At 33.0% G+C, this 17,383-nt stretch carries 18 protein-coding genes; 12 read left to right on the plus strand and 6 right to left on the minus strand.

Going from position 1 to position 17,383, the window contains the following annotated elements:
• Positions 1–10 precede the first annotated feature (10 nt).
• Positions 11–1,093 (plus strand): chorismate mutase, encoded by a 1,083-nt coding sequence (locus tag V8G56_RS08215; protein ID WP_395437964.1) that lies wholly within the window; start codon positions 11–13, stop codon positions 1,091–1,093.
• Positions 1,094–1,132: 39 nt separating this feature from the next.
• Here V8G56_RS08215 and V8G56_RS08220 read toward each other — a convergent pair whose 3' ends face one another.
• Positions 1,133–1,585 (minus strand): hypothetical protein, encoded by a 453-nt coding sequence (locus V8G56_RS08220; RefSeq protein WP_395437965.1) that lies wholly within the window; start codon positions 1,583–1,585, stop codon positions 1,133–1,135.
• A gap of 89 nt (positions 1,586–1,674) precedes the next feature.
• On the opposite strand from V8G56_RS08220, the gene rsgA reads away from it, so the two are divergent.
• From rsgA to rlmN, 7 genes are all read left to right on the plus strand, one after another.
• Positions 1,675–2,625, plus strand: coding sequence for a ribosome small subunit-dependent GTPase A (gene rsgA, locus V8G56_RS08225; RefSeq protein WP_395437966.1), 951 nt, complete (start codon positions 1,675–1,677; stop codon positions 2,623–2,625).
• Positions 2,626–3,078 (plus strand): D-aminoacyl-tRNA deacylase, encoded by a 453-nt coding sequence (gene dtd, locus V8G56_RS08230; RefSeq protein WP_395437967.1) that lies wholly within the window; start codon positions 2,626–2,628, stop codon positions 3,076–3,078. It abuts the gene before it with no gap.
• Between the two features lie 458 nt (positions 3,079–3,536).
• Positions 3,537–4,052: a metal-dependent hydrolase gene (locus V8G56_RS08235; protein WP_395437968.1), complete on the plus strand. Its 516-nt coding sequence runs from the start codon at positions 3,537–3,539 to the stop codon at positions 4,050–4,052.
• On the plus strand, positions 4,049–4,375 hold the full coding sequence (locus V8G56_RS08240) for a nucleotide pyrophosphohydrolase (RefSeq protein WP_395437969.1): 327 nt from the start codon (positions 4,049–4,051) through the stop codon (positions 4,373–4,375). Before V8G56_RS08235 ends, V8G56_RS08240 begins: the two co-directional genes overlap by 4 nt.
• Before the next feature lie 49 nt (positions 4,376–4,424).
• Positions 4,425–5,648 (plus strand): 3-phosphoshikimate 1-carboxyvinyltransferase, encoded by a 1,224-nt coding sequence (locus V8G56_RS08245; RefSeq protein ID WP_395437970.1) that lies wholly within the window; start codon positions 4,425–4,427, stop codon positions 5,646–5,648.
• 85 nt (positions 5,649–5,733) lie between these two features.
• Positions 5,734–6,783: a tRNA preQ1(34) S-adenosylmethionine ribosyltransferase-isomerase QueA gene (gene queA, locus V8G56_RS08250; protein WP_395437971.1), complete on the plus strand. Its 1,050-nt coding sequence runs from the start codon at positions 5,734–5,736 to the stop codon at positions 6,781–6,783.
• Positions 6,784–6,884: 101 nt separating this feature from the next.
• The gene (gene rlmN, locus V8G56_RS08255; protein ID WP_395437972.1) at positions 6,885–7,925 is read left to right on the plus strand and encodes a 23S rRNA (adenine(2503)-C(2))-methyltransferase RlmN; all 1,041 of its coding nucleotides are present in this window, start codon (positions 6,885–6,887) and stop codon (positions 7,923–7,925) included.
• Positions 7,926–7,985: 60 nt separating this feature from the next.
• Here the strand turns inward: rlmN and V8G56_RS08260 are convergent, their stop codons facing one another.
• The gene (locus tag V8G56_RS08260) at positions 7,986–8,984 is read right to left on the minus strand and encodes a T9SS type A sorting domain-containing protein (protein ID WP_395437973.1); all 999 of its coding nucleotides are present in this window, start codon (positions 8,982–8,984) and stop codon (positions 7,986–7,988) included.
• Positions 8,985–9,365: 381 nt separating this feature from the next.
• Between V8G56_RS08260 and V8G56_RS08265 the strand changes: the two genes are divergently transcribed.
• Complete coding sequence (locus V8G56_RS08265; RefSeq protein WP_395437974.1) at positions 9,366–10,343, plus strand: polyprenyl synthetase family protein; 978 nt, start codon at positions 9,366–9,368, stop codon at positions 10,341–10,343.
• Between the two features lie 144 nt (positions 10,344–10,487).
• On the opposite strand, the gene V8G56_RS08270 is transcribed toward V8G56_RS08265, so the two are convergent.
• From V8G56_RS08270 to V8G56_RS08280, 3 genes are read right to left on the minus strand one after another with little or no spacing between them, the layout of a single operon-like run.
• On the minus strand, positions 10,488–11,444 hold the full coding sequence (locus tag V8G56_RS08270) for a transglutaminase family protein (protein ID WP_395437975.1): 957 nt from the start codon (positions 11,442–11,444) through the stop codon (positions 10,488–10,490).
• A gap of 14 nt (positions 11,445–11,458) precedes the next feature.
• A complete protein-coding gene (locus tag V8G56_RS08275) occupies positions 11,459–12,385 on the minus strand; it encodes an alpha-E domain-containing protein (protein WP_395437976.1) in 927 nt (308 codons plus the stop codon).
• 19 nt (positions 12,386–12,404) lie between these two features.
• Complete coding sequence (locus V8G56_RS08280; protein ID WP_395437977.1) at positions 12,405–13,847, minus strand: circularly permuted type 2 ATP-grasp protein; 1,443 nt, start codon at positions 13,845–13,847, stop codon at positions 12,405–12,407.
• A gap of 316 nt (positions 13,848–14,163) precedes the next feature.
• Between V8G56_RS08280 and V8G56_RS08285 the strand changes: the two genes are divergently transcribed.
• Genes V8G56_RS08285 through V8G56_RS08295 form a run of 3 tightly spaced genes read left to right on the plus strand, consistent with a single transcriptional unit; the run spans position 14,164 to position 16,621 of the window.
• Complete coding sequence (locus tag V8G56_RS08285) at positions 14,164–14,739, plus strand: RNA polymerase sigma factor (RefSeq protein ID WP_395437978.1); 576 nt, start codon at positions 14,164–14,166, stop codon at positions 14,737–14,739.
• Positions 14,726–15,496: a hypothetical protein gene (locus V8G56_RS08290; protein ID WP_395437979.1), complete on the plus strand. Its 771-nt coding sequence runs from the start codon at positions 14,726–14,728 to the stop codon at positions 15,494–15,496. Before V8G56_RS08285 ends, V8G56_RS08290 begins: the two co-directional genes overlap by 14 nt.
• A gap of 48 nt (positions 15,497–15,544) precedes the next feature.
• Complete coding sequence (locus V8G56_RS08295; protein ID WP_395437980.1) at positions 15,545–16,621, plus strand: hypothetical protein; 1,077 nt, start codon at positions 15,545–15,547, stop codon at positions 16,619–16,621.
• A 58-nt stretch (positions 16,622–16,679) separates the two neighbouring features.
• Here V8G56_RS08295 and V8G56_RS08300 read toward each other — a convergent pair whose 3' ends face one another.
• Positions 16,680–17,381, minus strand: coding sequence for a gluconate 2-dehydrogenase subunit 3 family protein (locus tag V8G56_RS08300; RefSeq protein WP_395437981.1), 702 nt, complete (start codon positions 17,379–17,381; stop codon positions 16,680–16,682).
• Positions 17,382–17,383: the final 2 nt, after the last annotated feature.

The raw sequence follows: 17,383 nt of genomic DNA on the forward strand, positions 1-17,383 counted from the left end.
TAGAAAAATTATGGAAAACAAGAAAGAGTTAAGAACCTGGTTAGATGATTTAAAATTAAATCACCCATTAGTAATTGCAGGACCTTGCAGTGCGGAAACCGAAGAACAAGTATTAAAAATTGCTCATGAATTAAAAAACACAGATGTAAGTTATTTTAGAGCGGGTATCTGGAAACCAAGAACGCGCCCGGGAATGTTTGAAGGTGTTGGTGCTTTGGGTTTAAAATGGTTACAAAAGGTTAAGGCAGAAACAGGGATGAAAACAGCTACTGAAGTGGCCAATGCGGCACATGTAAAATTAGCTTTAGAGCATGATGTTGATTTACTTTGGATTGGTGCACGTTCTACAGTAAGCCCTTTTATAGTTCAGGAAATTGCGGATGCTTTACATGGAACTGATAAAATAGTGTTGGTAAAAAACCCTGTAAACCCGGATTTAGCTTTATGGCTTGGAGCAATTGAACGATTATATACAGCTAATATTAATAAATTAGGCGTCATCCACCGCGGTTTTTCAACATATGAAAAGTCAAAATACAGAAACAATCCGGAATGGCAGTTAGCAATTGAATTACAAACAAAATTTCCAGATTTGCCAATCATTAATGACCCATCACATATCACAGGAAAAAGAGATATGATTTTTGATGTTAGTCAAACGGCCTTAGATTTGAATTTTGACGGATTGATGATTGAAACGCATTTTGATCCGGACAATGCATGGAGTGACGCTTCTCAACAAGTTACTCCACAAACATTGATTCAAATTATGAAAGATTTGAAAATTAGAAAAGAAACGGAACCAGAAGCAGAATATAATAGTAAATTAAATAATTTAAGAGCACAGATTGATGTGGTTGACAATCAAATTATTGATTTATTAGGCAAGCGTATGAAAGCTGCTGATAGTATAGGAGCGCTTAAAAAGCAAAAAAATGTGGCTGTTTTACAGAGTAAGAGATGGAACGAGATTTTAGGGCATATGGTTTTAGAAGGAGAATCAAGAGGTTTAAGTGAAGAGTTTATTTTGAAAATGTTCAAAGCAATTCATCAGGAATCCATAAACCATCAGGAAAAAATTATCAATGGATAAAAAAAGCCTCGCAATTGCGAGGCTTTTTTTTATTTTCTACTATTGCTTATTTCTTTTAAATATATAACGTGTAATAAATATTCCTTGTCCATCATCTTTACCACTATCACTTTCAACGGCACTGGTCACAAAGGCTAATTCCCAGCCTTCTAAGATCATAGTATTGATTTTAGAAGTAATAAGGGCATCATTGGCAGCAATGTTTTGAAAACGAATACCGGCAACATTATAAAAGTTTAATAATTTAGTTTCGTCAAAATCCTTAACACGAATTTCCGACCGGTCAGATTTGTTTCTACCATTATCTTCTTCAGTTTGTGTACTGGTAAATTCTTTATAGTCTTTTTCTTCGTTTGCACTAATTAATCTGGAACGACCTAATCCCATAGGGACAATAGATTCTACACTTGTAACCACTTTAAATTCTACTTGGGCATGTGTTTCAATAAAAGAAAATAATGTTAAGGTGATAATTAAAATTGTTTTTTTCATGTTGTTGGTTTTTATTGTTAAGCGTGCAATATAAACAATTTGTTAACTTGAAAAGTTGTTAATTTGTATTATGAAATTATTTTAGTTGAATGACAGGACTTGTTTATAAATCTACAGGAAGTTGGTATATCGTAAAAACAGATTTAGGGGATGTTTATGAATGCCGAATAAAAGGAAAGTTTAGGATAAAGGGTATTAAAAGTACCAATCCTATTGCTGTTGGTGATATTGTAGATTTTGAGCTTGAAACAGATAATAATCAGGTCTCTGGCATTATTCATAATATTCATGACCGCAAAAATTATATAGTCAGAAAATCGGTCAATCTTTCCAAACAAACACATATCATTGCGGCTAATATTGATCAGGTCTTTTTAATGATTACCATTAATAATCCACCAACACTAACCAGTTTTATTGACAGGTTTTTAGTAACTGCAAATGCGTACTCCATAAAAACCGTTTTGCTTTTTAATAAAATTGATACTTATGATGACGAGACTTTAGATGAAGTCAAGTATTTGGCGCATATTTATAGAAAAATCGGTTATGAATGTATCGGCGTTTCTGCAGCAACAGGTAAAAACGTAGATAAAGTAAAGGCTTTAATGCATGATAAAGTAAGCATGTTTTCAGGCCATTCTGGAGTAGGCAAATCTACGTTAGTCAATGCCATTGAACCTGATTTAAATATTAAAACGAAAGAAATATCTTCTCTCCATATGCAAGGACAGCATACCACCACCTTTGCAGAAATGTTTGATTTAAGTTTTGGTGCTAAGATTATTGATACACCAGGGATAAAAGGTTTTGGAGTGGTTGATATGGACAAAGAAGAAGTTGGAGACTATTTTCCTGAAATTTTTAAATTAAAACAACATTGCAAGTTTAACAATTGTTTACATGTTCATGAGCCTAATTGCGCCGTTAAAAAAGCCCTTGATAATGATGAGGTCGCTTTTTCGAGATATCGCAGTTACTTGCAAATAATTGAAGGAGAAGATGAACATTACAGAACAGATAACTGGGAGCAAGAATAGATGAAAGTAGTTATACAACGTGTTTCAAAAGCAGGTGTTACTATTGAAGGGAATATAGTGGCATCCATCGGTAACGGACTTTTAATACTCCTGGGAATTGTTGAAGATGATACTCAAGAAGACATCAAATGGCTTTCAAATAAAATTATAAATCTTCGCATTTTTGGAGATGACAATGAGGTTATGAATCTTTCGCTAACAGACGTTCATGGTGATGTTATTGTGGTGAGTCAGTTCACACTACATGCCTCAACCAAAAAGGGAAACAGGCCAAGTTATATAAAAGCAGCAAAACCTGAAACGGCTATACCATTATATGAAACGTTTATAAAGCAACTAGAATCAGATTTGGGAAAAAAAGTTCAAACCGGTCAATTTGGAGCTGATATGAAGGTAGATTTAATAAATGACGGACCAGTTACCATCATTATTGATTCTAAGAACAGAGAATAAAGAGGTAACCTAAACAATAGTTCAGAGCGTTCTTCTTACAAAAAATTTATTATTTTCTTGGAAAATAACTACCTCATCGGAAATTTTAAACTAGCAAGCATATTGGTGTAAACTTCCGATTTTACAGACATGGCAATGTCTAAAGTGGAGCCTACAAATAACAAAATAATACAAATTAAGCCGAATAGAGTAAGGAAATCTAGAGCTCTAATAAGCTCGTAGCGCGTTTTACTGTTTTTCATTTTAGTTGGTTTGGTTGATTAATATAGTGCCCAATATAAATAAATTTTTAACATATCGTTAACTTTTTAACATTTATTTTTATGATAACCAATGAATTACATGTGTTATACAAGTGTTTTTATATAAAATTGGTGAAATTTAAATTTGGCCAAACCTTTAATCATTTTAAGTTTTCTATCTTTCAAAACTTTAAAATCATGTAATTACAATCATTAATGGCATCTATATTTGGGCATAGTGCAGTGGGCTATACATTAACAAAATTAATGGATAACAAAAATCTAAAATGGTTATTGTTAGCAGCTGTTTTTTCAACTATTTTGCCGGATTTTGATGTTATTGGTTTTAAATTAGGAATACCTTATATGCACCCTTTGGGACATAGAGGATTTACCCATTCTATCTTATTTGCCTTGTTATGGGCTTTGCTCTTAATGCGTACTCTAGGAAGGCAAAACAAAAAAATATGGTTTTTAGTTATTTTTCTTTCAACGGTCTCGCATGGAATTTTAGATGCCATGACCACTGGAGGCAGAGGCATTGGCTTTTTTATTCTTTTTAATAATGATCGTTTTTTCTTTCCATTTCAAGTGATTAAAGTATCACCCTTAGGATTTAAAAAATTTTTCTCTGAATGGGGTTTACAAGTCATTTTTTCAGAAATTAAATATGTGCTGCTTCCGTGCTTATTAATTTTATTAATTTTATATCTCTTTAAAAAATCAAGATGAATATTGAAAACGCACAAGAAATAGTTGATAACTGGATTCAAGAACATGGAGTTCGGTATTTCAATGAACTTACCAATATGGCACAACTTACTGAAGAAGTAGGTGAAGTAGCGCGAATTATTGCCCGACGTTATGGAGAGCAAAGCGAAAAGGAAACTGATAAAGACAAAGACCTTGGTGAAGAGCTCGCTGACGTATTATTTGTTGTGTTATGTTTAGCAAACCAAACCGGTGTTAATTTACAAGATGCGTTTGATAAGCGGATGGATGCAAAGGGCAAACGTGATCACGATAGACATCATAATAACGAAAAATTAAAATAAATAATAAGTATATTAGCCCTTCTTTTATGAAGCGTTTTTAAATTTTTATATGAATATTATACTTCAAAAGTCAACTATAAAAAGGAAATCTGTCATTCAAATAACCGGTTCAAAAAGTGAATCAAACCGTTTGTTGTTACTTCAGGCATTGTACCCTGAATTTCAAATAGAAAATGTATCAAATTCTGATGATAGCCGATTGATGATGAATGCCTTAAAATCAACCTCTGAGATTATTGATATTCATCACGCAGGCACAGCAATGCGTTTTTTAACGGCATTTTTTGCCATTCAAGAGGGTAGAGAGATTATATTAACCGGATCTGACCGAATGAAAGAAAGACCCATCAAGATATTGGTAGATGCCTTACAAGCTTTGGGGGCACATATTGAGTATTTGGAAAATGATGGATATCCGCCATTAAGAATTACTGGTCAGAACTTAACACAATCAAAAGTAAGTCTTCAAGCCAATGTAAGCAGTCAGTATATTTCAGCTTTATTGCTTATTGCTTCAAAACTTGATAATGGATTAGAGTTAACTCTTGAAGGAGACATTACGTCCATTCCCTATATTAAAATGACACTCAGCTTACTGGATGAGATTGGCGTGAAATCATCATTTATTGATAATGTCATTACCATTAAAAAAAATGAGAAAAAATTAAAGGCTAAAACATTAGTAGTAGAATCAGATTGGTCATCAGCATCCTATTTTTATAGCATTGTTGCATTAAGTAAAGAGGGTACAGAAATAACCCTTTCTTCTTATAAAGAAAACTCTTTACAAGGTGATTCAATTTTAGCAGATATTTATGTACACTTTGGTGTAACAACCATTTTTAGTGACCATTCAGTGATATTAAAAAAGGAATCTCATATCTTGAATCCATTAGTTCTAAATTTGCAAAAGGCGCCTGATATCGCTCAGACCATTGCTGTAACCTGTTTCGCTTTAGGGGTTTCATGTGATTTGACAGGTCTTCATACTTTGAAAATTAAGGAAACAGATAGATTGGTAGCCTTAAAAACTGAAATTGAAAAACTTGGGGGTCAAGTAACCATTACAAATAATTCTTTACAACTTTCAGAAGGGGATACCATTAAAAAAATGGCGTCAATAGCCACCTATAATGATCATAGAATGGCTATGGCCTTTGCCCCTTTAGCTTTAAAAACAGAGTTAGTTATTGAAAATGCGGAAGTGGTTTCAAAATCATACCCAAGCTTCTGGCAAGACTTAAAATCTATAGGTTTTAAAATTACTCAATAATAATCACGTAAATACTTGACAAGGCCTACTTTGAGATTGTATATTTGCACCCTTTCAAAAAAACAATAATACTAATATAGAGCAAATGAAATTATCACACTTTGGCTTCAACTTACCAGATGAATTATTAGCGGAATACCCATCAGAACATAGAGATGAGTCTCGCTTAATGGTCATTGACAGAAAGAAGCAAACTATTGAGCATAAATTGTTTAAAGACCTTATTGATTATTTTAATGAAGATGATGTATTAATACTTAATAATACCAAAGTGTTTCCTGCCAGATTATATGGTAACAAAGAAAAAACAGGGGCACGTATTGAAGTGTTTTTATTGAGAGAGTTAAATGAAGAACAACGTTTATGGGATGTGTTGGTTGATCCGGCTCGTAAAATTCGCATTGGCAACAAACTATATTTTGGTGATGATGATACTTTAGTTGCTGAAGTTATTGATAATACCACCTCCAGAGGTAGAACTTTACGTTTCCTTTTTGATGGATCTTATAAAGAATTCCGTAAAAAATTAACTGAGTTAGGTGAAACGCCGCTTCCAAAATACATTAAAAGAAAGGTGGAGCCTGAAGATGAAGAAAGATATCAAACCATTTTCGCAAAAAAAGAAGGTGCTGTAGCGGCGCCTACGGCAGGGTTACATTTCTCGAAGCATTTATTAAAGAAATTGGAGATTAAAGGAGTGAATTTCGCTGAAGTTACACTGCATGTAGGTTTAGGAACTTTTAATCCTGTTGAAGTTGAAGATTTGTCAAAACACAAAATGGATAGTGAAGAATTAGAAATTAATTCTAAAGCTGTTGAGATTGTTAATAAAGGAATTAAAGATAAAAGACGTGTTTGTGCTGTTGGTACAACTGCGATGAGAGCTATTGAAAGTTCTGTATCTTCCAATGGTTTGCTAAATGAAATTGAAGGATGGACTAATAAATTCATTTTTCCACCTTATGAATTTAGTATTGCAAATTGCATGGTTACTAACTTTCATACACCAAAATCAACACTTTTAATGATGGTGTCTGCTTTTGCTGGTCATGATTTGATCAAAAAGGCCTATGCTGAAGCTATTAAAGAAAAGTATAAATTTTACAGTTATGGTGACGCCATGCTAATAATATAAATTATAAAGAGGCCTTGTTAAATCAAGGCTTTTTTATTGCATTTCAAATTTCAATCAAAACAGATATTTCAGTAAAGCGATTTACTATTTTTGCAACATCTATGGCAACAACAAAAAAAGATATTCGTGCTTTAACAAAAGAAGAACTAAGGGCATTCTTTGAAAAGCAAGGCGATAAAGCGTTTCGTGGAAATCAGGTCTATGAATGGTTATGGCAAAAAGCCGCCTATAGTTTTGATGATATGACCAATCTGTCAAAAGAAACCAGACATATGCTTGAAACTCATTTTGTGATTAATAATATTGAGGTGAGTACCGTGCAACGCAGTAGCGATGGGACCATCAAAAATGCTGTTAAATTACATGATGGTTTAATAGTAGAGTCGGTATTAATCCCAACGGCCACGCGCACCACCGCTTGTGTGTCTAGTCAGGTTGGTTGCAGTTTAGATTGTTTGTTTTGTGCGACTGCACGATTAAAACGTATGCGCAATTTAAATCCTGATGAGATCTATGATCAGGTAGTGGCTATAGATAAAGAAAGCAAGTTATATTTTAAAAGACCACTGAGTAACATTGTGTTTATGGGTATGGGTGAACCACTCATGAATTATAATAACGTCATTAAAGCTATTGAAAAAATTACCTCACCAGAAGGTTTAGGAATGTCAGCTAAGAGAATCACTGTATCTACTTCAGGAGTGCCTAAGATGATAAAAAAGATGGCTGATGATGAAGTTAAATTTCATTTAGCAGTTTCTTTGCATTCTGCTATTGATGAGGTGCGTACTAGCATTATGCCATTTAATGAAACTTTTCCACTGGAAGATTTGAAAGAGGCCTTACAGTATTGGTATGCCAAAACCAATGAGGCCGTTAGTTATGAATATGTGGTCTGGAAAGGTATTAATGACTCTCAAAAAGATATTGACGCTTTAGTTAAGTTTTGCAAATATGTGCCTTGTAAAGTCAATATCATTGAATACAATCCCATTGATGACGGAGATTTTAAACAAGCCTCAAAAGAATCCATACAACAGTATATTCAACACTTAGAAAAAAATAGAATTGTTGTGAATGTGCGCCGTAGCAGAGGCAAGGATATTGATGCTGCTTGTGGGCAATTAGCTAATAAGAGTTAGATTAAAATAAAAAAAGCGACTTTCATATTGAAAATCGCTTTTTAGTTATAAGACCAAATTTTATTCTTTTATAAACTTAATAGTCTGTTGTTTACTTTCAGAATTTATTTTCATAAAATAGACTCCATTTTTTAAGTTGCTAATGTTCATTGATTTATCTTTTAAATCATCGGTATTAAATTTTATTATACGTTGTCCTAATACATTGAAGATATCCACATTATTTATAGATATATCTGTTTTAATAGAAATAATATCTTGAGCAGGATTAGGATAAACACTAAATAATTGTACATTAAATTCATTTATAGATAATGCTGGGTCCTTCTCAGTTGTAAAACTCCAAACAGTAGGAGAAGATGTGCCAGCACAATTTATAGCATCTACCGACCAGTAATAAGTAGTATTGTAATCTAGATAATAAATAAAATCACCATTTTGAAATCCTGTGAAAGCAGCCTCAATTGGAGGACTTGTTGTCCCCAAATTAAGAGTGAATAATGTGCCTGGATCACCAGCGCCATTAACCCAAGTGAAATATAAACGATTGGGGTAGTCAATTGGATCTGCTTGATCTAAAGCTACATTTGTAGCTCCATCAGCTGGTTCAGGATTAATTACCGCATTTGGTACAGAATCTGTACAGGTACAAGTAGGGCCAATGCACTGAATGGTAGTAAATGTGTTATCACCAAATTGAGTGGTACAAGCAGCATCTAAATGCCAAAAAATTAATATTTGGGCTGTTGTTGCTGTAAAATTCACTGAAGCAGCGCCATGATTAATTACAGTGCCAATTGAAAGATCGGCTTGAGTTTCTGTAATAGTTATATATATACTAGTGGTGTTAGTTCCAGTAACGGTATATGTGTTTCCAACTACTAAGCCTCGTATAATAGATACTTCTGCATTAGGCCAATTGTCGGTAGCTATTGTTTCAACTGTCCCATCATTTGCCATGAAATGTTCGCCATAAACTCCACCTGTAGCAGTTGTACATTGACTATAAGAAGACCATGATATTGTTAAACATAAAAGTAATAAAGTAATTTTTTTCATATTTTTAAGGGTTGGTTAGTAGAGTTTTAAATTATAAATAAAATATTGTTTTTCCTAATTAAATTTTTCATTGCTAATGTGGTGTAAACTCGAATTGCATTTCACAGTCATTTTAAGTAAGTTTAGTCTCTTAAACAGGCATATTTTCTTTTGAAAATAGAAGAACAAATAAAACAATCCATCACTTAAGAAATGAAACTTTATAATTATACATTCAAAATTTATTAAAAAAAAGAATAGTGGTAAATGTATGCAGAAGTGGGGTCAAGGATATTGACCCGTTTGTGGGCAGTAAGTAAATAAGTCTTGAATTTTAATTTGTTTAGGATTATAAAACAATCATCAATAATTTCAATCTAAATAGTATCTTTGGTTCTTCACATGAAGATTGTAGAGCAAATAAAACAACCAATAGCCTATGAGATGGAACTTTTTGAACAAAAGTTTCAACTTTCCATGTCTAGTAAAGTTGCTTTACTAAACAGAATTACTCATTACATTGTCAATCGGAAAGGAAAGCAAATGCGCCCTATGTTTGTGTTTTTGGTATCGAAAATGGTGTCCAATGGTGAAATTAGTGAACGTACATATCGAGGTGCTGCAGTTATAGAATTGATCCATACAGCCACTTTGGTGCACGATGATGTGGTAGATGATAGTAACCGCCGCAGAGGCTTTTTCTCAATTAATGCCCTTTGGAAAAATAAAATAGCCGTTTTGATAGGGGATTATTTATTATCAAAAGGCTTACTCTTATCCATTGATAATAATGATTTTGATTTACTTAAAATCATTTCCATTGCTGTGAGAGAGATGAGTGAAGGAGAATTACTTCAAATAGAAAAAGCACGGAAACTAGATATTACAGAAGTGGTATATTATGAAATCATTCGTCAAAAAACCGCCACATTAATTGCAGCCTGTTGTAGTTTAGGCGCCGCCTCAGTAAAACCGGAATCACAGCATGTTGAAACCATGCGAAAGTTTGGTGAGCTTATTGGTATGGCTTTTCAAATTAAGGATGATCTGTTTGATTATACTGAGGACCAGATTGGTAAGCCAACCGGAATTGATATTAAAGAGCAAAAAATGACTTTGCCTCTTATTTATGTCTTAAATCAGGCGTCAAAAAAAGATAAAAGCTGGTTGATCAATTCTATTAAAAATCACAATAAAGATAAAGTTCGTGTTAAAGAAGTTATTGCATTTGTAAAGAATAACGGCGGTTTAGATTATGCTGTACAAAAAATGAAACAGTTTCAAAACGAGGCACTTCAAATACTGAGAACCTATCCAGAATCAGATTATCGAAATTCACTGGAATTGATGGTGAATTATGTGATTGATAGAAAAAAATAGATAGTTTTTTTGTTGGTTTCATTTAATGTAAACATATAGATTGTTTAAATAGTCTATATCAGAACTGAAATGAAGTTAAAAAAAATTCTTACAAAGTCATCTTATGCTGAGCACAAAGTAAAGTAAATATGGCAAAAAATGGCCTTATTGCTGTTGTTGCTGCTGTTGTTGAATACGTTCCAAATTACGTTGGTAACTGTTATTAGATTTTGAACCAGTAAAGGTATTGGGTGGTACTTCAATATCTTCTTTGTGTTTTGTGGTGCTAATTTCTACCTTAACATATAAATCTGATTCCACTTTTCTTTTAAAAACTCCCTTTACCGGAGAGCAATCTTCATAATTCCTTCCAACAGCCAAACGTACATGGTTCTCGTTAGCAATGGCGTTATTTGTCGGGTCTATGCCAAGCCAGCCATAAAAAGGGATATAGGCTTCAATCCAGGCATGCGTGGCACCTTCGCCTCTTGTAATATCATCTGAAGGGCAAATATAACCGCTCACATAACGTGCAGGAATACCACTCATCCTTACCATTTGTAGTAATACATTAGTAAAATCTTGACAAACACCCGCTTTCAAATCCCAAACCTCGTTTAGAGTTGAGTCTACATTGGTAACCCCTTGAATGTATTTAAAGTTGGAATAAACATATTCGCATAGTTCTAATGCCGCTTTATAAGGTGTTTTTTCGTTCAGTTTTTTTGACTGAATTAAATTTAAAACTTCTTCAGAGCCACTAAATAATGTAGGTTTTAAAAAATCAATAATGTCGGCTTCATATTGTCGTAGTTTTAATTCCTCCCATTGCGTTTTAACATCATTGCTATCATCCGGAAATAATCTACTTATTTTATTGACTTCAACTTCGGATATTATTGATAATTCGTCATGGGGCTCTGTAATTAAAAAGGTTCCTATTTTATTGCCATAAAAATCATCATAGGTTTCTACTAGTGAATTATTTGTAACCGATATAAAATGAGATACAACCTGTTGGTGTTCATCATTAATAGGATGCAATCTAATTAAAGTTGCCCCATCAATTACCGGGTTACTATAACTGTATTTAGTGATATGTTTTATATAGAATGTTATCATAATGATTTTTAAAATCAATTTATATGAGAAAAATAAACAGAATTAATGTTCATAGAGATATTTCTAACATCTTCTTTAATATCATTAATAAAATTATTTAACCCTTGTGCATTGATACTTTCAATGGAGGTGTATTTAATATCGCTTTCAAGTTTGCCCAGTAAAAATTCTAAGTTATTTTTTTCAAGTTCGTTGGCTTCAATTAATTGGTTGATTTGTCGGTTTAGTTTGTTCACACAATAATAGACCGATCTGGGAAATAATTTATCCTGGAATACCATTCTTATAATATGTTCTTCATTAAATGTGGATTTATGTGTTTTTAAATAGTACTGATAGCCACCAACAGAAAGCAACAAGTTTTTCCAGTAAAAACTTTGCTCCAAACTATCAGAAGTTTTACCGATTTCAATAAGTTTAAGCGCCGTAAAATCTGAAATTTGAATCACTCTTTCTAAAAACTTTCCTACATTCATAAAGTAATATGAAGGCCCGCGTTCTTGGGTTACATCAAAAGTACCGTTATAAATCAAATGATGTTTTCTTAAATCTTCTAAAAATTCAACAGGGTCTTCTTCTCTTAGTCTTTTTGGTAAATCTTTTTTAGTGAGATACAGATAATAGTTGTTGATACATAGCCAAAGTTCTCTGGAAATATGTTCCTGTACGCTTCTGGCATTTTCTCTGGCCTTTGTAACAATATTTAAGATAGAGTTTGAATTACTTAAATTAAACACCATAAAATCAATACATTCTACAGCATCTTCAGTATAAAACTCATTTTCAGAAGTGGTAAAATTTTTAATAATTGGTGTCCATGAAAATAGTTCTGGAGAGTCTTGGTTAGCATAAAAGTTTACTTTAAGTAAACTTAAAATACCATTGCCTCGTTCCATATATCTGTCTAACCAAATAAGATTATTTGCTACTCTACTTAACATATTTATTTTTTTTTCTAAATTATTGTAATACCCAGGTATCCTTACTACCGCCACCTTGGGAGCTATTAACAACCAATGAGCCTTTTTTTAGAGCCACACGGGTAAGTCCGCCAGGACAAATGTCAATCCCATCTTTACCGGATAAAGCAAACGGACGTAAATCTATACATCTGGGTGATAATTCACCATTGATGTAACATGGGGCTGTTGATAATCTCAAGATAGGTTGAGCTATAAAATTTTCGGGTTTTTTCTTGACGTTCTCTATATAGTCTTTTATTTCAGCCTCCGTAGCTTCATGTCCCATTAGCATGCCGTAACCTCCACTGCCATCGGTTTTTTTAATAACCATGGTTTTAATGTTTTTAACCACATATTCAAATTCATCGGGTTTGCCTAATTGATACGTTTCTATATTTTTTAAAATGGGTTCTTCGTTTAAATAATATTTTATCATATCCGGAACGTAAATATAAATGGCTTTATCGTCTGCTATTCCGGTGCCAGGTGCATTTACAATATTCACATTACCTTTTCTGTAGGCTGCCATAATACCAGCAACTCCTAATACGCTTTTCGCATTAAATTCTAAGGGATCTAAAAAATCATCATCAACCCGTCTGTAAATCACATCAACTTGTTTTAAACCCGTAGTGGTTTTCATGTAAACAAAATGATTTTTAACAACTAAATCGCTGCCTTCCACCAATTCAATACCCATAAGTCTGGCAAGGGTTGTGTGTTCGTAATAGGCTGAATTATAAATGCCCGGAGTTAAAAGTACGATGTTAGGATCCGGTAAGTGTGAAAGTTCTTTTAGCTTTTTATAAAGCATATTTGGGTAGTTCGAAACCGACCTCACTTTACTTTTTGGCAAAATACCCGGAAATAATCGTTTGGAAATTTCTCTGTTTTCTAGCATATAACTTACTCCAGAAGGAGTTCTTAAGTTGTCTTCAAGTACATAGAACTCACCATCACTATTACGTATTAAATCGACTCCAGAAATATGTACATAGACATCATAAGGTACTTTTACACCTTTCATTTCACGTAAAAAGTTAGGGCATGAATAAATTAAGTCAGCCGGAATAAGACCGTCCTTTATAATAAATTGCTCATTATAAATATCTTTGATAAATAGGTTTAACGCTTTTAGGCGTTGCTTAATACCTTTTTCAATTTTATCCCATTCATTAGCAGTAATGATTCTAGGAACAATGTCAAAAGGAAATATTTTTTCAATACCTTCATTATCGCTGTATACAGTAAATGTGACGCCTTGTGTCATAAAAAGCTGTTTAGACAGTTCTTCTTTTTTAGTAAGTATGTCTGTCGACGTATTTTTTAAAATCTCAATGATGGTTTTGTATTGTTCCCTAATTTCCGCATTGGCAGTATACATTTCATCCCAGGTACTAGGAAGTTGGTCATAAGAAGAAATAAGATGGTCTTTACTCATATAGTTATTGTGTAAGTATCAAATATAATAAATGTTAAATAATTTTTATATTATTTAACTATTCACTGACAATAAATTATTGATATTGATATTTTAATGAAAATAATTATGATTTTAGATGATAATGGTGAATTATATTTCAATATTACTGTTTTTGAAGTGTATTGAAAAGATATCAAAAAAGAGTGAAATATAATTCATATCTGTCTATTGCCTAAGATACCAATTTTAATCAAAATGTTATTCATAAATTTATTTTTTTAATCTTGAGGCAACCATTTAAATAAAATTTACGTCTATATAAATAGAAGACAAAATGAAACCGCTTTTGAAAGTCATTCAGCTTTATAAAAACGAAAAAACGCTTTTAGAGAAGGCCATAAAAAATAACCGTGAAGCACAGCACGTCTTATTTGAGATGCACGCTCCAAAAATGTTAAGTGTTTGCAGGTATTATATAAAGGACATTCAAAATGCAGAAGAAGTGATGCTTAACGGGTTTTTTAAAGTGTTTTCTAATTTAAAATCTTTTAGGTCTGAAGGAAGTATTGAAGGATGGATACGAAGAATAATGGTGCGTGAATGTATCTCTTTTTTAAGGCAGCAAAAACATGTTGAGTTCCCAATGGAAGAGGTGGATTTTAAAAATGATTACAATAATAACATTCAATCTGATATAGACGTGGCACAAATTCAACAGCTTATTGATGCCCTACCGGAAGGTTATAAAATGGTATTTGTAATGTATGCCATTGAAGGATATAAACATTATGAAATTGCAGATATGCTGAACATAACAGAGGGAACATCAAAATCGCAGTTATTTAAAGCTAGGAATTTGTTACAACAAAAAATTAATGAATTAAATAAAACAAGCTATGGCACCAAATAAATTTGAGGAAAGCATAAAAAATAAGCTTGAAAAAAGAACGATCCAGCCATCTAAAGATGCCTGGGCTAAGTTAGAAAATCGATTAGATCCATCTGATAAAATGCGTAAAAACAAAACGATATTTTGGATGGGTTTGGCGGCAAGTATTGTTGGAATATTGTTGGTTGCTTCACAATTTTTTAATGAAGCACCATTAGAGAAGAGTACACCAATCTTAGTAGTATCTCCGGAGGTTAACAAGCACAATATTCAGACTCAAGTTGCTGTTGAAAAACCAAATATAGAGGAAACTATTAATAGTTCAGAGAAACCAACTACTGAAATACAAACAACTCAAGTTGTAGCAACACCTGCCATTAATTCTAAAACCAAACAAGAGGCATTTACAGCAGTTTCAAATGAAGTTGCTATAGCAGAAAATAATAGTCAAGAGCAAGAAGTACAACCAGCTGAACTGAAACTGCAAAATTTAAGTTTTGAAGAGCGGAAAATCCAACAGGTAATCGCTCAGGTGCAAATATTAAAGGATCATGATACCGCCATTTCTGATGCCGATTTGGAAGCTCTATTAATTCAAGCTCAAAATGAAATAATGCAGGAAAAATTGTATCGTCGAAATTCAGGAATTGTCGATGCCAGATCATTATTACAAGATGTGGAGGCTGATCTAGACAGAACTTTTAGAGATAAAGTTTTTGAAGCACTGAAGGCCAATTTTAATTTTGTTAAAACAGCTGTTGCACAACGCAATGACTAAATATATCATCAATTAAATATTAATTACTAAATCAAAAAACGAACAGTTATGCAAACAATTACCAAGTATTTCGTGTTTTTAGCGTTATTGCTAAGTGTGCAAATCATCAAGGCACAAGACACTATTCAAGATCCTTTGAATAAGGATAAAATTGAATCCTTAGAGAATGTTAAGGAGAGAATCAAAGCCGAAGAACGCGCGTTTTTAAAAGCGGAAGTTGAGGCCATTAATCTTAAGTTAGAAAGAGGTGAGATTACAAGTGCTGAAGCTGAAACATTAAAAATGGAAGTCGCTAAAAAGCGTGCCTTAAACATTGAAAACAGATTAGCCATTATCGATAATAAAATAGCGCTTTTAAAACGGAATAAGGCAGATTATAGTCATTTTGATGATGTTGATAATTCTAAAATCGGGATTAGCATTGGTGGCGATGATGGAAGTTTTGGAGGGTTTATGATAAACGGAAAAAATAAGCCCAAAAAGTTTGATAAACGTACTACTGATGATCTGGTTTTTGCCATTGGGTTTAATAATGCCATTATTGAAGGAGAAAACCTAAACGATTCTCCCTATAAATTTGGAGGTTCAGGATTTGTAGAATTAGGCTGGGCTTGGAAAACAAGAGTGCTAAATAATAGCAATGCGGTACGCCTTAAATACGGGTTTTCTTTTATGTGGAATAAACTGAATATTAAAAACAATCTTTATTTTAATGAAGTTGATGGCAATGTGACACTTGAAGAATTTCCTCTAGATGTTATTAAATCAAAATTTAGAACAACCAACTTGGTGTTCCCGGTTCATTTTGAATTTGGACCTTCAAAGAAAATTGAAAGAGATACCTATTATAGATATTCAACTAAAAAGCAATTTAAATTTGGTATTGGAGGTTATGGTGGATTTGTATTGCAATCGATGCAAAAAATAAAATATAAAGAGGATGGTAACAGGCAAAAGGAAAAGTTCAAAGGTTACAATACTAATAATTTAATGTATGGGATAAGCACCTATGTTGCCTGGGGAAATGTAGGTCTTTATGCCAAATACGACTTATCTCCAATATTTAAAAACCAAGTGGTAAATCAAAATAACATATCTCTTGGTTTAAGATTTGATATGGATTAGAGATTAACTAGTTTAAAATAAAAAAGGCCTTCTTTTTAAGCAGGCCTTTTTTATTTCTTTATGTAATTAAATTACCATCATCATCCCATTGAGCGACTTCATCTCTGTTATTAGGGTCCATGCATTTGGTAAGCCATTCCGCATCATAACTCAAACCATGGTCATTTAAAACCTCTTGAGGGACTCCATCCCAAACATTAGGCATATTTCCTTTGTAATTCAGTTCTTTAATACCAACTTCAGAAGTAAAATAACCTGTAAGGACTAAGTTTCGCATGAGTGAAAAAAACTGTATTTCCTGTACTTGTTCATCTGCTTCCATATCTGGAAACGCAATACTGTCTAGAACTGTTTTTTGCTGTTCTTCTGTACAATTTATAAATGAGTTATTGAATTTGGAATTACAGGTGTTGTTTAACCACATCAATCCACCACGGATTTTAACCTGAAACTCAGGGACGTCCTTTACCATAAACTCAATAAAATCAACAACGCCTGCTTGCTCAATATTGCCATGTTCGTTAGGTGGTAGAATTAAATTTGCTAAAGTTTTTATAGTCTGAAGCTCGTTCTCTTCAAAAAATTGTTCCAGCATCAGTTCCTGATCAAATACAGCTTCTTTGGGCGTTCTGCCATAGGTGTATTTCCAGAGTTTGTCTTCAATTATTTCTGGAGCGGTGGTATTCACGCAGCTCTCTAAAGTAAGTCCAACGGCCATTGAGCCTAAGATCATAGATTTTAAACTGTCTCTTCTATCCATGG

The sequence above is a fragment of the Gaetbulibacter aquiaggeris genome (assembly GCF_044003965.1).
In the GTDB taxonomy this organism is placed as follows: Bacteria; Bacteroidota; Bacteroidia; order Flavobacteriales; family Flavobacteriaceae; genus Yeosuana; species Yeosuana aquiaggeris.

What these genes read in the sequence shown, in the direction of transcription:
- V8G56_RS08215 (WP_395437964.1), top strand. Translation starts at nt 11, where the DNA reads ATGGAAAACAAGAAAGAGTTAAGAACCTGGTTAGATGATTTAAAATTA.
- V8G56_RS08220 (WP_395437965.1), bottom strand. Translation starts at nt 1,585, where the DNA reads ATGAAAAAAACAATTTTAATTATCACCTTAACATTATTTTCTTTTATT.
- rsgA (WP_395437966.1), top strand. Translation starts at nt 1,675, where the DNA reads ATGACAGGACTTGTTTATAAATCTACAGGAAGTTGGTATATCGTAAAA.
- dtd (WP_395437967.1), top strand. Translation starts at nt 2,626, where the DNA reads ATGAAAGTAGTTATACAACGTGTTTCAAAAGCAGGTGTTACTATTGAA.
- V8G56_RS08235 (WP_395437968.1), top strand. Translation starts at nt 3,537, where the DNA reads ATGGCATCTATATTTGGGCATAGTGCAGTGGGCTATACATTAACAAAA.
- V8G56_RS08240 (WP_395437969.1), top strand. Translation starts at nt 4,049, where the DNA reads ATGAATATTGAAAACGCACAAGAAATAGTTGATAACTGGATTCAAGAA.
- V8G56_RS08245 (WP_395437970.1), top strand. Translation starts at nt 4,425, where the DNA reads ATGAATATTATACTTCAAAAGTCAACTATAAAAAGGAAATCTGTCATT.
- queA (WP_395437971.1), top strand. Translation starts at nt 5,734, where the DNA reads ATGAAATTATCACACTTTGGCTTCAACTTACCAGATGAATTATTAGCG.
- rlmN (WP_395437972.1), top strand. Translation starts at nt 6,885, where the DNA reads ATGGCAACAACAAAAAAAGATATTCGTGCTTTAACAAAAGAAGAACTA.
- V8G56_RS08260 (WP_395437973.1), bottom strand. Translation starts at nt 8,984, where the DNA reads ATGAAAAAAATTACTTTATTACTTTTATGTTTAACAATATCATGGTCT.
- V8G56_RS08265 (WP_395437974.1), top strand. Translation starts at nt 9,366, where the DNA reads ATGAAGATTGTAGAGCAAATAAAACAACCAATAGCCTATGAGATGGAA.
- V8G56_RS08270 (WP_395437975.1), bottom strand. Translation starts at nt 11,444, where the DNA reads ATGATAACATTCTATATAAAACATATCACTAAATACAGTTATAGTAAC.
- V8G56_RS08275 (WP_395437976.1), bottom strand. Translation starts at nt 12,385, where the DNA reads ATGTTAAGTAGAGTAGCAAATAATCTTATTTGGTTAGACAGATATATG.
- V8G56_RS08280 (WP_395437977.1), bottom strand. Translation starts at nt 13,847, where the DNA reads ATGAGTAAAGACCATCTTATTTCTTCTTATGACCAACTTCCTAGTACC.
- V8G56_RS08285 (WP_395437978.1), top strand. Translation starts at nt 14,164, where the DNA reads ATGAAACCGCTTTTGAAAGTCATTCAGCTTTATAAAAACGAAAAAACG.
- V8G56_RS08290 (WP_395437979.1), top strand. Translation starts at nt 14,726, where the DNA reads ATGGCACCAAATAAATTTGAGGAAAGCATAAAAAATAAGCTTGAAAAA.
- V8G56_RS08295 (WP_395437980.1), top strand. Translation starts at nt 15,545, where the DNA reads ATGCAAACAATTACCAAGTATTTCGTGTTTTTAGCGTTATTGCTAAGT.
- V8G56_RS08300 (WP_395437981.1), bottom strand. Translation starts at nt 17,381, where the DNA reads ATGGATAGAAGAGACAGTTTAAAATCTATGATCTTAGGCTCAATGGCC.